The 13,506-nt window shown below is 73.2% G+C and carries 13 protein-coding genes; 8 read left to right on the forward strand and 5 right to left on the reverse strand.

Annotation, left to right across the window (positions count from 1 at the left end):
• Nucleotides 1–106: 106 nt before the first annotated feature.
• Nucleotides 107–1,267, forward strand: coding sequence for an ADP-forming succinate--CoA ligase subunit beta (gene sucC, locus E4622_RS01285; protein WP_134738291.1), 1,161 nt, complete (start codon nucleotides 107–109; stop codon nucleotides 1,265–1,267).
• 10 nt (nucleotides 1,268–1,277) lie between these two features.
• Nucleotides 1,278–2,159 (forward strand): succinate--CoA ligase subunit alpha, encoded by an 882-nt coding sequence (gene sucD / locus E4622_RS01290; RefSeq protein ID WP_134738292.1) that lies wholly within the window; start codon nucleotides 1,278–1,280, stop codon nucleotides 2,157–2,159.
• Between the two features lie 73 nt (nucleotides 2,160–2,232).
• Here sucD and E4622_RS01295 read toward each other — a convergent pair whose 3' ends face one another.
• The 3 genes from E4622_RS01295 to E4622_RS01305 form a co-directional block, all read right to left on the reverse strand.
• Entirely contained in the window at nucleotides 2,233–3,063 is an 831-nt protein-coding gene (locus tag E4622_RS01295; protein ID WP_134738293.1) for a hypothetical protein, read from the reverse strand.
• Nucleotides 3,056–3,565 (reverse strand): SigE family RNA polymerase sigma factor, encoded by a 510-nt coding sequence (locus E4622_RS01300; RefSeq protein ID WP_134738294.1) that lies wholly within the window; start codon nucleotides 3,563–3,565, stop codon nucleotides 3,056–3,058. Before E4622_RS01300 ends, E4622_RS01295 begins: the two co-directional genes overlap by 8 nt.
• Nucleotides 3,566–3,648: 83 nt before the next feature.
• The gene (locus E4622_RS01305; RefSeq protein WP_134738295.1) at nucleotides 3,649–5,505 is read right to left on the reverse strand and encodes a hypothetical protein; all 1,857 of its coding nucleotides are present in this window, start codon (nucleotides 5,503–5,505) and stop codon (nucleotides 3,649–3,651) included.
• A 101-nt stretch (nucleotides 5,506–5,606) separates the two neighbouring features.
• Here E4622_RS01305 and E4622_RS01310 point away from each other — a divergent pair, with 101 nt between their 5' ends.
• The 5 genes from E4622_RS01310 to E4622_RS01330 all read left to right on the forward strand — a co-directional run bounded on the left by E4622_RS01310 (nucleotide 5,607) and on the right by E4622_RS01330 (nucleotide 10,508).
• Nucleotides 5,607–6,881, forward strand: coding sequence for a DUF6350 family protein (locus E4622_RS01310; RefSeq protein ID WP_134738296.1), 1,275 nt, complete (start codon nucleotides 5,607–5,609; stop codon nucleotides 6,879–6,881).
• Nucleotides 6,882–6,888: 7 nt separating this feature from the next.
• A complete protein-coding gene (gene purN, locus E4622_RS01315; protein WP_209021802.1) occupies nucleotides 6,889–7,518 on the forward strand; it encodes a phosphoribosylglycinamide formyltransferase in 630 nt (209 codons plus the stop codon).
• A 126-nt stretch (nucleotides 7,519–7,644) separates the two neighbouring features.
• Nucleotides 7,645–9,207 carry a bifunctional phosphoribosylaminoimidazolecarboxamide formyltransferase/IMP cyclohydrolase gene (purH, locus tag E4622_RS01320; RefSeq protein ID WP_134738298.1) on the forward strand — a complete coding sequence of 521 codons (1,563 nt, stop codon included), beginning with the start codon at nucleotides 7,645–7,647 and terminating at the stop codon, nucleotides 9,205–9,207.
• Between the two features lie 102 nt (nucleotides 9,208–9,309).
• Entirely contained in the window at nucleotides 9,310–10,158 is an 849-nt protein-coding gene (locus E4622_RS01325; RefSeq protein WP_134738299.1) for a bifunctional methylenetetrahydrofolate dehydrogenase/methenyltetrahydrofolate cyclohydrolase, read from the forward strand.
• Nucleotides 10,155–10,508, forward strand: a complete 354-nt coding sequence (locus tag E4622_RS01330) for a DUF3017 domain-containing protein (protein ID WP_167735940.1) — start codon at nucleotides 10,155–10,157, stop codon at nucleotides 10,506–10,508. The genes E4622_RS01325 and E4622_RS01330 overlap by 4 nt, the downstream gene beginning before the upstream one ends.
• Nucleotides 10,509–10,621: 113 nt before the next feature.
• Here E4622_RS01330 and E4622_RS01335 read toward each other — a convergent pair whose 3' ends face one another.
• Nucleotides 10,622–11,608: a malate dehydrogenase gene (locus E4622_RS01335; RefSeq protein WP_134738301.1), complete on the reverse strand. Its 987-nt coding sequence runs from the start codon at nucleotides 11,606–11,608 to the stop codon at nucleotides 10,622–10,624.
• Between the two features lie 102 nt (nucleotides 11,609–11,710).
• On the opposite strand from E4622_RS01335, the gene E4622_RS01340 reads away from it, so the two are divergent.
• Nucleotides 11,711–12,373 (forward strand): hypothetical protein, encoded by a 663-nt coding sequence (locus tag E4622_RS01340; RefSeq protein ID WP_134738302.1) that lies wholly within the window; start codon nucleotides 11,711–11,713, stop codon nucleotides 12,371–12,373.
• Here the strand turns inward: E4622_RS01340 and E4622_RS01345 are convergent.
• The gene (locus tag E4622_RS01345) at nucleotides 12,370–13,479 is read right to left on the reverse strand and encodes an MIP family channel protein (RefSeq protein WP_134738303.1); all 1,110 of its coding nucleotides are present in this window, start codon (nucleotides 13,477–13,479) and stop codon (nucleotides 12,370–12,372) included. The two genes, E4622_RS01340 and E4622_RS01345, sit on opposite strands and share 4 nt — an antisense overlap.
• Between the last annotated feature and the right edge of the window lie 27 nt (nucleotides 13,480–13,506).

Below are 13,506 nucleotides of genomic sequence, written 5' to 3' on the forward strand. Positions count from 1 at the left end.
CGGTCTCGTCGTACGCCGGGTGGCGGGACTAGGGTGCCGGGGATACCCCAAAGCGGCGCGTGGCCGTCCGTGGCTGCCCGCTCAAATCTGAGGACACGGTGGATCAGTGGATCTGATGGAATTCCAGGCGAAGGAGCTCTTCGCCAAGCACGACGTCCCGGGCACCCCCGGCATCGTCGCCACGACGCCCGCCGAGGCGCGCGCGGCGGCCGAGCAGCTGGGCGTCTGCGTCGTCAAGGCGCAGGTCAAGGCCGGCGGTCGCGGCAAGGCCGGCGGCGTCAAGCTCGCCAAGACCCCCGACGAGGCCGAGGAGCACGCCACCGCGATCCTCGGGATGCAGATCAAGGGCCTCACGGTCCACCGCGTCCTGGTCGCGCCGGCCGCGAGCATCGAGGAGGAGTACTACTTCTCCTTCCTGCTCGACCGGGCCAACCGTCAGTACCTCTGCATCGCGAGCGTCGAGGGCGGTGTCGAGATCGAGGAGGTCGCGAAGACCAACCCCGACGCCGTCAAGCAGATCCCGATCAATGCCGGCACCGGCGTCGACGAGGCCAAGGCGCGCGAGATCGTCGCCGAGGCCGGCTTCCCCGAGGCCCTGGTCGAGCAGGCCGTCACCACGGTGCTCAACCTGTGGAAGGTCTTCGTCGAGGAGGACGCCACGCTGGTCGAGGTCAACCCGCTGGCCCGCCTCGAGGGCGACATCCTCGAGGCGCTGGACGGCAAGGTCTCGCTCGACGAGAACGCCGAGTTCCGCCACGAGGACCACGCGCAGTACGAGGACAAGGACGCCGCGGACCCGCTCGAGGCGAAGGCGAAGGCCAAGGGCCTCAACTACGTCAAGCTCGACGGCGCGGTCGGCATCATCGGCAACGGCGCGGGCCTGGTCATGTCGACCCTCGACGTCGTGGCCTACGCCGGTGACGCGCACGGCGGCGTCAAGCCCGCCAACTTCCTGGACATCGGTGGCGGCGCCAACGCGCAGGTCATGGCCGACGGCCTCGACGTCATCCTCAACGACGCGCAGGTCAAGAGCGTGTTCGTCAACGTGTTCGGCGGGATCACCGCGTGCGACGAGGTCGCCAACGGCATCAAGGGTGCCCTGGAGATCCTCGGCGACGCGGCCACCAAGCCGCTGGTCGTCCGCCTGGACGGCAACAACGTGGAGGAGGGCCGCCGGATCCTCGACGAGCTCAACCACCCGCTGGTCACCCAGGTCGACACGATGGACGGAGCGGCCGACAAGGCCGCCGAGCTCGCGAACGCGTAAGGACGAAGACATGTCTATCTACCTCAACAAGGACTCCAAGATCATCGTCCAGGGCATGACGGGCGGCATGGGCTCCAAGCACACCACCCTGATGGTCCAGGCCGGGTCGAACATCGTGGGCGGCGTCAACGCCCGCAAGGCCGGCACCTCGGTCGAGCTCGCGGGCAAGGACCTGCCGGTCTTCGGCAACGTCGCCGAGGCGATGAAGGAGACGGGCGCTGACACCTCGGTCGTCTTCGTGCCGCCGGCGTTCACCAAGGACGCCTGCATCGAGGCCATCGACGCCGGCATCGGCCTGCTCGTGGTCATCACCGAGGGCGTGCCCGTGCAGGACACCGCCGAGGTGTGGGCCTACCTGGACGGCAAGTCCACGCGGATGATCGGGCCCAACTGCCCCGGCATCATCACGCCGGGCGAGTCGCTGGCCGGCATCACGCCGCACACCATCGCGGGCTCCGGCCCGATCGGCCTGGTGTCGAAGTCCGGCACGCTGACCTACCAGATGATGCACGAGCTGCGGGACTTCGGCTTCTCGACCGCCATCGGCATCGGCGGCGACCCGATCGTCGGGACCACCCACATCGATGCCCTCGCGGCGTTCGAGGCGGACCCCGACACCCAGGCGATCGTGATGATCGGCGAGATCGGCGGCGACGCCGAGGAGCGGGCGGCGGCCTACATCAAGGACCACGTCACCAAGCCGGTCGTCGGCTACGTCGCGGGCTTCACGGCCCCCGAGGGCAAGACGATGGGCCACGCCGGCGCGATCGTGTCCGGCTCGTCCGGTACCGCGCAGGCCAAGAAGGAGGCCCTCGAGGCCGTCGGCGTCAAGGTCGGCAAGACGCCGTCCGAGACCGCCCAGCTCATGCGGGACATCCTGCAGAGCCGGTAGATCACGCACAGACCGCTGACCCGTCAGAAACTCTCCGACGGGTCAGCGGTCATGTGGTTGAGCTTGTGACGGGTCAGCAACCGGCTTCGGTGAAGGCGCACATCGCGGCCACGACCTCGGCGGCGTCGGCGGTCTGGCCGGCCAGGGTGCCGTCGGCCGTGGCGGCCATGCCCTCCCCGCTGGTGGTGTCGACCAGCAGTGCCCGGCCGAGCCGGACCACGTGGAGCACCTCGAGCCCGACCGACGGGCTGCCCTCGAACTCGTAGCTGCGCACCACCGCCCAGGACTCGCCGCCCACCGCCGTGCGCCGTACGTCGGAGAGGGTGGTGAAGCCGTCGGAGGTCTCCTCCCGCGGGCAGGCGCGGTACGGCGCCAGGAGCTGCGCCTGGAAGTCGATGGCGCCCTCGGCGTCGTCGAAGGTCAGCAGCAGCCGGGACCGGTGGTCCTCGACGTTGCCCCAGCGCGCGGCCAGCCGATCCGTCGACGGCGCCGCCGGCAGGGCCACGCCGCAGGCCTCCAGCCCGTCCAGCACCTCCACGTCGGGGCCCGGCCCGACCAGGCCCTCCTCGCCGGGCTCGTGCTCGTCGGGCCACGCCGCGGCGAGCGGGAACCCCGCAGGGATGTCCGCCGGCTCGACCGGCGGCTCCGAGGTCCGCGGCGCCTCCGGGGTGGTGGTGACCGACGGGACCGGCGGGGCCGGGTCGGGTGCGGCGCCCTCACGGCCACCGCCGAGCACGGCGGCGCCGGTCGCCACGACGACGACCGCGGCGGCCGCGGCGAGCGCGACCCCCGCCGTACGGCGGTGACGGTGGCGGTCGCCCAGGCGGCGTACCTCGGCAGGGGGTAGCGGGGTCATGGGGGCTCCCGGGTCGAAGCTCTCGAGCTGGTCGATGGGGTCAGGCATGGGTCGCTCCCTCCTCGAGGCCGTTCGGTTCGTCGGACAGCAGCGCCGCGAGCGCCGCCCGGCCGCGGCTGAGCCGGGCCTTGACGGTGCCCTCGGGCACGCCCACCTCGTGGGCGACGTCGTGGACCGACAGGTCCGCGAGGTGGTGCAGCACGAGCGCCTGGCGCTGGGCCTCCGGCAGCTGCCGCAGCGCGGCGACCAGGGCGACGTGGGCCTCGCTCGGTGGCGGCACCTGCGCGCTGGCCCCGACCGCGCGGTCGGCGGGCCGGCGCGAGAGCGTCGTACGCCGCCAGCGACTCACGGCGAGGCGGTAGGCCGTGGTGCGCACCCACGCCTCGGGGTACTGCGTCCGGTCGAGCTTGCGGCGGTGCGACCACGCCCGGACGAACGCCTCCTGCACGCACTCCTGTGCCTCGTCGCGGTCCCCGATCATCGCGTAGAGCTGACCGGTGAGGCGCGCGAACGAGGCGGTGTAGAGCTCGTCGAACTCCCGTTCGTCCATCGGCTGGTCCCGTCTGTGGTGGCTGTCGGGAGGGTTACGCGCTCACGACGACCACGGTTGCACGCCGGGGCCGGGAATCTCCGTCAGCCGCGGTCGGGGGCGGGCAGCCGTCCCAGCCGGTCCAGCGCCCGGTCGACGAGGTCGACGAACGCGCCCTCGGGCAGGGTGGCGTCACCCGCCGGGACGAACTGGACCTGGGCGACCGCCGTGCCGCGGCGCAGGATCGCCATCGAGTAGCTGACCGACTCCTTGTCGGAGATCTCGGTCGTCATCTGCCACACCGACACGTCGACGTCGCGCTCGTCGCGGTGCGCGACCCGGGTCACGTCGGTGCCGAGGTCCTTGTCGGGACAGGCGGCCAGCTTGGCGCGGACCCGGTCGACGAAGCCCTCGGCCCGCTTGGCGGGCAGGGCGCCGAGGGTCTCGGTCAGGCCGAACCGGTCCGGCAGCCCCGCCTGCGGGATCACGAACGTGCGGGTGGCGGTGTTGCTCCACGTCGCGCCCTCGACGTCACCGGCGAAGGCCGCGCTCTCGCACCGGGTGGAGGCGGTGTTGGTCGTGGCCTGCACCGGCGGGGTGCCGATCCACGGCCGCTCGACGCCCTGGACCGGGGGCAGGTCGAGCTCGGCGAGGATCGCCGGGAGCTCGCCCACGGGCAGCGGCGCGACGGTGGTGACCCGGGGCCGCGCGGCGCAGGCGCCGGCCTCGGGCAGCGTGCACAGGCCGCCGACGGCCGTGCCGAGCAGCCTGGCCGCGCCGGGCACGTCGGGCTCGGCCTCGCCGCGGGTCCGCGAGGCCGTGGAGGTGACGTAGCGCCCGGTGCGCGCGAGGGCGACGGTGAGCGTCTCCACGGGCTTGGCCCACGCCCGCAGGGTCAGGATCATCGCCTGGTCGCCGACCCCCTGGACGCGCCGCGTCGAGAGCAGCTGGACCCGCTCGGTCTGGCAGCCGGCGTACCAGCCGAGGGCGTTGCGGTATGCGCGCTGCGCGGCCCGCGGGGTGCGCGACGCCTCCGTGGCCTGTACGACCGAGACGGCGGGCTTCTTCTTCAGGCGCGGGGACGTGAACGTGCGCACGAGCGCGGCGCGTCCTCGCGGGTCGGCGTAGCGCTCGCGCTGGCAGGGCGTGAGCATGCCGCTGCCCTCGGAGTTGTCGGTGGTCTGGCCCTCGACCCACGTGCGGTCGCGCAGGCCCGCCGTGACCTGGGCGAGCGTGAGCAGGTTGTCCTCGGGCAGCAGCACCTCGGGCGGCCCGCCGCCGTCGACCGTGCGGCTCGGCTCGGCCACGGCCCGATGGAAGTCCAGCGTCGGACGGACCCCGGTCGCGTCGGTGATGAGCGAGCCGCTGACCAGGAAGGCGGCGACCAGGGCGATCACGCCGACCGTCGTGTGGGTACGCCGCCGGGCGGCACCGGCCCGCCGCACGATCGGCGGCCGGGGGAACCGCACGCCGCTCACGACCTGGCTCAGCCCCTCGAACTGCAGCGGGATCTCGGCGGCGCTGACGTCGCGGGCGAGCGCGAACTGCGCGGCCCCGCTCTGCAGCTCGCGCTCGGCCTGCTCGAGCGGCACCCCGACCTCGCGGGCCATCTCGGGCATGGACACGCTGGCCAGCTGGGTCAGCAGCAGCGCCTTGCGCTGCGTGACGCTCAGCGTGGCCAGGGCGTCGAGCGTGGCCTTGACGTCCGGGTCGATGGACTTGTCGCGGTGCCACAGGCGGGCGGTATGGCGACGCTGGGCGTGGCGCCAGGCGTGCGGCCGCACGGCGGCCTCGGGGTCGTCGAGCTGGGAGACCTTGCGCCAGTGGTGCCAGGCGACGACGAAGGAGTCCCGCACGGCGCTGCGGGCGGCGGTGAGGTCGCCGGTCAGGGCGTACGTCTGCAGCAGCAGCCGCTCGCCCGCATCGCGGTAGAACGCGTCGAAAGCGTCGGGGTCCCTCATCGCCGGTCCACGGTACGCGAGCCGCGGCGAGCCTCCCAAAGCCGGACCGGTCGGCGTGGCTGCGCCGAGCGCGGCGGCGCCCGCGTGATGATGAGTCGGCCATGACTTCTCTGCTGCCCACCTCGACCCGGTCCCGGGAGCGCTCCGCGGCGGAGGTCTCCGAGGACCTGGCGACCCGCCGTCCGCTGGTGCTGCTGGCGCCGCTCGGGGGAGTCGCGGCCGCCGCGAGCGTGCTGGTCGTGTGCCTGGCCGTCGGGGTGGTGGGCTGGTTCCTGACCGACGCCGGCGCCCACGGGACCCCGCGCGACGGCCTGCGCGCCGGCGCGCTGGGCTGGCTGATGGCCCACGGCTCCGGCGTCACGGTCGCCGGCGCGGCGGTCACGCTCGTGCCCCTCGGCATCACGGCCCTCTGCGCCTGGACGATCTGGCGCCTCGGCCTGCGGGTGGGGGAGTCGGTCTCCGGTCACGGCCCCGACGCCGTCAGGATCGCCGACGGCGAGCGCGACCTCACGGTCCCGCTGGCCACCGCCCTCTTCGCCCTCGGGTACGTCGCCACGGCGGTGCTGGCCGCGCGCCTGGCCGCCACCTCGACGAGCGCCCCCGACACCGGCGCCGTCGTGCTCTGGTCGCTGGTGCTCACCGCCACGGTCGGTGGCAGCGCCATCGCCGTCGGCTCCGGTCGCGCCGCGATCTGGGCGTCGTTCGTGCCGCCGTGGGTGCGCGCCGCGCTCGTCGCCTGCCGGCGGATCCTGGTCACCTGGCTGGTGGTCTCACTGGCGACGTTCGCGACGGCGCTCGTGCTGGACCTCAGCACCGCCGTCAACGTGATGTCCCAGCTGCACACCGACGCCGGCGACGCGACCCTGTTCACGCTGCTCAGCGCCCTGCTCCTGCCCAACGCCACGATCTTCGCGGGCGCCTACCTGCTCGGCCCGGGCTTCTCGGTGGGCGTCGGCACCCTCGTCTCGCCCGGCGCCGTGGTGATCGGGCCGCTGCCGATGTTCCCCCTGCTCGCCGCGCTGCCCGAGAGCGGATCGCAGGCGGGCTGGACGACCTACCTCGTGGCCGCGCCGGTCCTGGTCGCCGCCCTCGGCGCCGCGTGGGCCCAGCGTCGCCTGCCCACCGTGCGCTGGGAGGAGGGCGCGGTGCGCGGCCTCGCGGGCGGCGTGCTGGCGGGCCTGTTCTTCGGGATCCTGGCCTCCGTCGCCGGCGGTGCCGCCGGGCCGGGCCGCATGCGCGACGTCGGGCCGCTGGCCCTCGACGTCCTGGTCTACGCCGTGGCCGCCTTCGGCATCGGCGCGCTGCTCGGCGGGCTGGCCATGACCTGGTGGCAGCGCCGTGGCGCCGAGACCGACGAGGACCTCGACCCCGCCTGACCCTAGGATCTGGCGCGTGACCGGTCCTGCTCGTCTCGTCGTGCTCGTGTCGGGCTCCGGCACCAACCTGCAGGCCCTGCTCGACGCCTGCGCGGACGACGCCTACGGCGCCCGCGTGGTCGCGGTCGGCGCCGACCGCGACGGCATCGAGGGCCTCGCGCGCGCGGAGCGGGCCGGGGTGCCGACGTTCGTCAGCCGGGTCCGCGACTTCGCGACCCGCGAGGAGTGGGACCGCGCCACCGCCGAGGCCGTGGCCGGCTTCGAGCCCGACCTGGTCGTGCTGGCGGGGTTCATGAAGCTGGTCGGGCAGGCGTTCCACGACCGGTTCGGCGGCCGGGTCGTCAACACCCACCCGGCGCTGTCCCCGTCCTTCCCCGGCATGCGCGGACCCGCCGACGCGCTGGAGTACGGCGTCAAGGTCACCGGCTGCACGCTGTTCGTCGTCGACGACGGCGTCGACACCGGCCCGATCGTGGCGCAGCGCGCCGTCGAGGTCGAGGAGGCCGACACCGTGGAGTCGCTGCACGAGCGGATCAAGACCGCCGAGCGCGAGATGCTCGTCGACGCGGTGGGGCGGATGGCCCGCGAGGGCTTCGCCGTCGACGGTCGGGCGGTGCGCTTCGGCCCTGTTCGGTGACCCGGCCGCGGGCCGATAGGCTGGCCCCACACGACTGGCGCGGGTGGGCAACCACCGGGGAGTGATCGTGGTACGGCCATCGTCCGCCTGGGTGGCCCTCCTTTCTCTCGACCGAGGAGTGCACCTGTGAGCGACGACAAGCAGATCCCGATCAAGCGGGCGCTGGTCTCCGTCTACGACAAGTCCGGGCTCGAGGACCTCGTGCGCGGCCTGCACGACGCCGGCGTCGCCCTGGTGTCCACCGGCGGCTCCGCCGCGCTCATCGAGGGCCTCGGCCTGCCCGTCACCAAGGTCGAGGACCTCACCGGCTTCCCGGAGTGCCTCGACGGCCGGGTCAAGACCCTGCACCCGCGCGTGCACGCCGGCATCCTGGCCGACCGCCGCCTGGAGTCGCACGTCGCGCAGCTCGCCGAGCTCGACGTGGAGCCCTTCGACCTGGTCGTCGTCAACCTCTACCCCTTCCGCGAGACCGTCGCGTCGGGTGCCGCGCCCGACGACGTCGTCGAGCAGATCGACATCGGCGGCCCCTCGATGGTCCGCGCCGCGGCCAAGAACCACCCCTCGGTCGCGGTCGTCGTCTCGCCGTCGGCCTACGGCGACGTGCTCGCCGCGGTCGGCGCGGGCGGCTTCACGCTGGCCCAGCGCAAGGCGCTCGCGGCCGAGGCGTTCGTCCACACGGCGGCCTACGACGTGGCCGTGGCGAGCTGGATGGGCAGCGTCCTGACCGACACCTCCGAGGGGCAGGGCTTCCCTGCCTGGGTCGGCGGCACGTGGGACAAGGCGGCGGTGCTGCGCTACGGCGAGAACCCGCACCAGAGTGCGGCGCTCTACCTCAACGAGTCCGGCTCCGGGCTCGCGCAGGCGACGCAGCTGCACGGCAAGGAGATGTCCTACAACAACTACGTGGACGCCGACGCAGCCCGCCGGGCGGCGTACGAGTTCGACGAGCCGACCGTCGCGATCATCAAGCACGCCAACCCCTGCGGCATCGCGGTCGGCAGCGACGTCGCCGACGCGCACCGCAAGGCCCACGCCTGCGACCCCGTCTCGGCGTTCGGCGGCGTCATCGCCACCAACGTGCCGGTCACGGTGGAGATGGCCACCCAGGTGGCCGAGGTCTTCACCGAGGTCGTCGTGGCCCCGGCCTTCGAGGACGGCGCCGTCGAGGTCCTGGCCGCCAAGAAGAACGTCCGCCTGCTCGTCTGCGGGCCGCTCGGCAAGGGCGAGGTCGAGATGCGACCCATCTCCGGCGGCCTGCTGATGCAGCAGCGCGACTACGTCGACGCCGACGGCGACGACCCGACCACCTGGACGCTCGCGTCGGGCGAGGCGGCGTCGCCCGAGGTGCTGGCCGACCTCGCGTTCGCCTGGAAGGCCTGCCGGTCGGTGAAGTCCAACGCGATCCTGCTCGCCAAGGACGGCGCCTCGGTCGGCGTCGGCATGGGGCAGGTCAACCGCGTCGACTCCTGCAAGCTGGCCGTCGAGCGCGCCGGCGACCGGGCGCCCGGCTCCGTCGCCGCCTCCGACGCCTTCTTCCCCTTCGAGGACGGCCCCCAGGTCCTCATCGACGCCGGCGTCACCGCCATCGTCCAGCCCGGCGGCTCGATGCGCGACGAGCTCACCATCACGGCCGCGAAGGCCGCCGGCGTCACCATGTACTTCACCGGCACCCGGCACTTCTTCCACTGATCGCTCCGGCACCGGCCCGAGCGATCGTCGGCGGTCGAGCAGCGACCCGGTGAGGCGCGCGCCCACCGCCACCACTCAGTCCCCAATGCAAGGATGTGGAGAATGACCGCACAGCGACTGGACGGGTCCGCGACCCTCAAGGTGATCAAGGCCGAGCTCACGGAGCGCGTCAAGGTGCTCAACGAGCGCGGGGTGTTCCCGGGCCTGGGCACGGTCCTGGTGGGCGACGACCCGGGCTCGCACTGGTACGTCGGCGCCAAGCACAAGGACTGCGCCGAGATCGGCATCGAGTCCATCCGGCGCGACCTGCCGGCGACCAGCACCCAGGCCGAGGTCGAGGCCGTGATCGACGAGCTCAACGCCGACCCGGCGTGCACCGGCTTCCTGGTGCAGCAGCCGACCGGGCTCGACGAGTTTGCGCTGCTGTCGCGCGTCGACGCCGACAAGGACGTCGACGGGCTGCACCCGCTCAACCTCGGCAAGCTGGTGCTCGGCGAGTCCGGGTCGCTGCCGTGCACGCCCATCGGCTGCATCGAGCTGCTGCGCCGCCACGGCGTCGAGCTCAACGGCGCCGAGGTCGTCGTCGTCGGCCGCGGCCTGACCGTCGGTCGCCCGCTCGGGCTGCTGCTGACCCGGCGGTCGGAGAACGCGACCACCACCCTCTGCCACACCGGGACCCGCGACCTCGCCGCGCACGTCCGCAACGCCGACGTGGTCGTCGCGGCCGCCGGCGTACCGGGGATCATCACCGGCGACATGGTCAAGCCGGGTGCCGCCGTCCTCGATGTCGGCGTCTCCCGGGTCGACGGCAAGATCGCCGGTGACGTGGCGGCCGACGTCTGGGACGTCGCCGGCTGGGTCTCGCCCAACCCCGGCGGCGTGGGACCGATGACGCGCGCGATGCTGCTGAGCAACATCGTCACGATGGCCGAGAAGGCCGCCTCCTCGTGACCGAGGGTGCGCTCCCCGGCGACCCGCTCCCGTCGGAGCCGGTGGCGGAGGGCGAGCCCGCACCCCCCGAGGAGCGCCGCTACCCCTCGACGATCGGCGGCGCGTTCTACCTCGGCATCCTGCTCACGACCGCGATCGGCCTCGGGATCGTGGTCGCCGGCAACTGGCGCCTGGGCGTGCGCTGGGTGGCGGTGTCGCTGGAGGTGGGCGCGGTGCTGCGGCTGGTGCTGCCGCGCCGCGACGCCGGCATGCTCGCCGTACGCCACCGCGCCTTCGACTGCCTGCTGCTCGCCGGCGTCGGCGCCGCGCTGCTGTTCCTCGCCGAGACGATCCCCGAGCAGCCGCTGTAGACGAAAGGCGTGAGTTTCACCGGGTACCCGGTGAAACTCACGCCTTCCGTATGAAACTTCGTACCGACAGCACCAGATTCACCGGGTAAGCGGTGAATCTTGGGGCGCACGGGTCAGATGAGACCCAGCTCGGTGACGGCCTGACGCTCGTCGGCGAGCTCCGCGGTGGAGGCGTCGATGCGGCCGCGCGAGAAGTCGTCGATCTCGAGACCCTGGACGATCTCCCAGTCGCCGTCCTTGGTCGTGACGGGGAAGGACGAGACGAGGCCCTCGGGGACGCCGTAGGAGCCGTCGGAGACGACCGCCATCGAGACCCAGTCGTTCTCGGCGGAGCCGAGCAGCCAGTCGCGGGCGGCGTCGACCGTGGCGGAGGCCGCGGAGGCGGCCGAGGAGGAGCCGCGGGCCTCGATGATCGCCGCGCCGCGCTTGGCGACGGTCGGGATGAAGTCGTTCTCGATCCAGGCCTGGTCGCCCACGGTCTCGGCGGCGTTGCGGCCGCCGACCTCGGCGTGGAAGAGGTCGGGGTACTGGGTCGCGGAGTGGTTGCCCCAGATCGTCATCTTCCTGATGTCCGTCACGGGGGCGCCGGTCTTGGCCGCGAGCTGCGAGATCGCGCGGTTGTGGTCCAGGCGGGTCAGCGCCGAGAAGCGCTCCTGCGGGATGTCGGGGGCGTTCTTGAGCGCGATGAGCGCGTTGGTGTTGGCGGGGTTGCCGGTGACGCCGATGCGGACGTCGTCGGCGGCCACGGCGTTGAGGGCCTTGCCCTGCGCGGTGAAGATCGCGCCGTTGGCCGAGAGCAGGTCGCCGCGCTCCATGCCCGGGCCGCGCGGGCGCGCGCCGACGAGGAGGGCGAGGTTGACGCCGTCGAAGATCTTCTCGGCGTCGTCACCGATCTCGATGCCGGCGAGGTGCGGGAACGCGCAGTCGTCCAGCTCCATCACGACGCCCTCGAGCGTCTTGAGGGCCGGGGTGATCTCGAGCAGCCGGAGCTCGATCGGACGGTCGCCGAGCAGCGAGCCGCTCGCGAGACGGAAGAGCAGGCTGTAGCCGATCTGGCCGGCGGCACCGGTGACGGCGACCTTCAACGGGGCTGAGCTCACGAGTACTCCTAGGGGCGGCACGGACTGGGGTTCGCTTCCGACGCTAGCAGCGCGGCGACGCCCCGGGTGAGTGGGGTCACGGGCATGGGAGACGATGGCCGCATGACTGTGACGGCCCCCCGCGACGCCGTACGGCGCACGCTCGCCGCCGCCACGGCGCTGGCGTCCCTGGCCGCCCTCGGCCTGGCCTCGGGCTGCAGCAGCGCCTCACCGCCCAGCCCGCCGGCCGGGGTCGACGAGCTGACCGTGCCCACGCCGAGCCCGGACCCGGACGACTTCGTGGCCGCCGTCGACAACCCGTGGCTCACCCTCGAGCCGGGCGCACGCACCACCTACGCGACCGGGGACGGCGAGCTGGTGACGACGGTGGCCGCCGGGCCCGAGATCCTGGGAGTGGCGACGACCGCGCTGACCGGCACGGCCACCGACTTCTACGCCCAGGACGAGGCGGGCAACGTGTGGTGGTTCGGTCGCGAGGGGGAGTGGCAGGCCGGCGAGGCCGGCGCCGAGGCCGGCATCGCGATGCTGGCGAAGCCGCGCGTCGGCGACGGCTACGCCCAGGCCGAGCCGGGCCCGCGCGCCGAGGTGCTGGCCCTCGACGGCGAGGCCCAGACGCCCGCCGGCGACTTCGACGACCTCGTGGTCGTCGAGACCACCGAGGAGTCCGGGCGCGTGCTCACGTCCTACTACGCACGAGGCGCCGGCCTGGTCTACCGAGAGACCGAGACCGGCGCCCCGGACGAGACGCTGGAGCTGACCGACTAGACCCCGTCGGGCGGGCGGACCTGGGTCTGGCCGCCGCCGGCCTCGGGGGCCGGCCACTGGGCCTGCGGCGCCTGCTGCTGAGCCGGGATCCACTGCTGGGCCTGCGGGTCCCACTGCCAGCCGTCCTGGATGATCGGCTGCTCGCCCCAGGGGTTCTGCTGGGCGGGCGCCTGCTCGGCGACCGGGGTGGGAGCGGGCGCCGGAGCGGCGGCCTGGGCCGACGGGTAGGCGGGGTTCTGCTGGTTCCACTGCTGCTGGTACTGGTCGGGCATGCCGTAGCCGGGCACGGCCGCGGGGGCGGCCGACGAGCGGCCGAAGTTGAGGCCCGATCCGGGCACCGGGTCGCCGGCGTGGCCGAAGAGCGCGGGGTAGAGCAGGCCGGCGGCCGCGGCGCCGAGCAGCGGCCCGACGATGAACACCCAGACCTGGATCAGCGGGTCGGTGCCGGAGAAGAGCGCGGGGCCGATCGAGCGGGCCGGGTTGACCGAGGTGCCGGTGGCCGGGATCGCCACGAAGTGGATGACCGCGAGGGTGAGGCCGATGACCAGGGGCGCCATCGCGGGGTGCTCGTTGCGCTCGTCGGTGACGGCGAGGATGACCAGGACGAAGATCGCGGTGAGGATCAGCTCGAGGAGCAGGGCCGCCCACAGGGCGTAGCCGGAGCCGTCGTCGCCCCAGCTGTTGGCGCCCAGCGAGGTGTCGAAGGCCTCGAAGCTGTCGAAGCCCAGCCCGACGACCAGCAGCGTGCCACCGGCGACGATCGCGCCGAGGAGCTGCGCGCCGACGTACATCGGGACCTGGTTCCAGGCCATGCGGCCGCTGAGCGCGGCGCCGACCGAGACGGCGGGGTTGAAGTGACCACCGGAGATGCGGCCCACGGCGTAGGACATCAAGGCGACGGCCAGACCGAAGGACAGCCCGATCGACACGATGGACGGCAGCGTGGCGAAGTCGCCCGCCGACTCGACCGAGCCCGCGGCCAGCGCGGCGAGGAGCACGGAGCCGCAGCCGAGGAACACCAGCACGAACGTGCCGAGCGTCTCGGCGATGAACTTCTGCGCCGTGGTGGGTGGGGTGGGAGCGGGTGCGGTGTCAGTCGTGGCCATGGCCGTGTGTTGCCCTTCAGCAAGGAG

It is taken from the genome of Nocardioides sp. 503 (assembly GCF_004522095.1).
In the GTDB taxonomy this organism is placed as follows: Bacteria; Actinomycetota; Actinomycetes; order Propionibacteriales; family Nocardioidaceae; genus Nocardioides.

Excerpts from the sequence above, each read along its gene's own strand:
- sucD (WP_134738292.1), top strand. The coding sequence starts at position 1,278 with ATGTCTATCTACCTCAACAAGGACTCCAAGATCATCGTCCAGGGCATG.
- E4622_RS01295 (WP_134738293.1), bottom strand. The coding sequence starts at position 3,063 with ATGCCTGACCCCATCGACCAGCTCGAGAGCTTCGACCCGGGAGCCCCC.
- E4622_RS01300 (WP_134738294.1), bottom strand. The coding sequence starts at position 3,565 with ATGGACGAACGGGAGTTCGACGAGCTCTACACCGCCTCGTTCGCGCGC.
- E4622_RS01305 (WP_134738295.1), bottom strand. The coding sequence starts at position 5,505 with ATGAGGGACCCCGACGCTTTCGACGCGTTCTACCGCGATGCGGGCGAG.
- E4622_RS01310 (WP_134738296.1), top strand. The coding sequence starts at position 5,607 with ATGACTTCTCTGCTGCCCACCTCGACCCGGTCCCGGGAGCGCTCCGCG.
- E4622_RS01325 (WP_134738299.1), top strand. The coding sequence starts at position 9,310 with ATGACCGCACAGCGACTGGACGGGTCCGCGACCCTCAAGGTGATCAAG.
- E4622_RS01340 (WP_134738302.1), top strand. The coding sequence starts at position 11,711 with ATGACTGTGACGGCCCCCCGCGACGCCGTACGGCGCACGCTCGCCGCC.
- E4622_RS01345 (WP_134738303.1), bottom strand. The coding sequence starts at position 13,479 with ATGGCCACGACTGACACCGCACCCGCTCCCACCCCACCCACCACGGCG.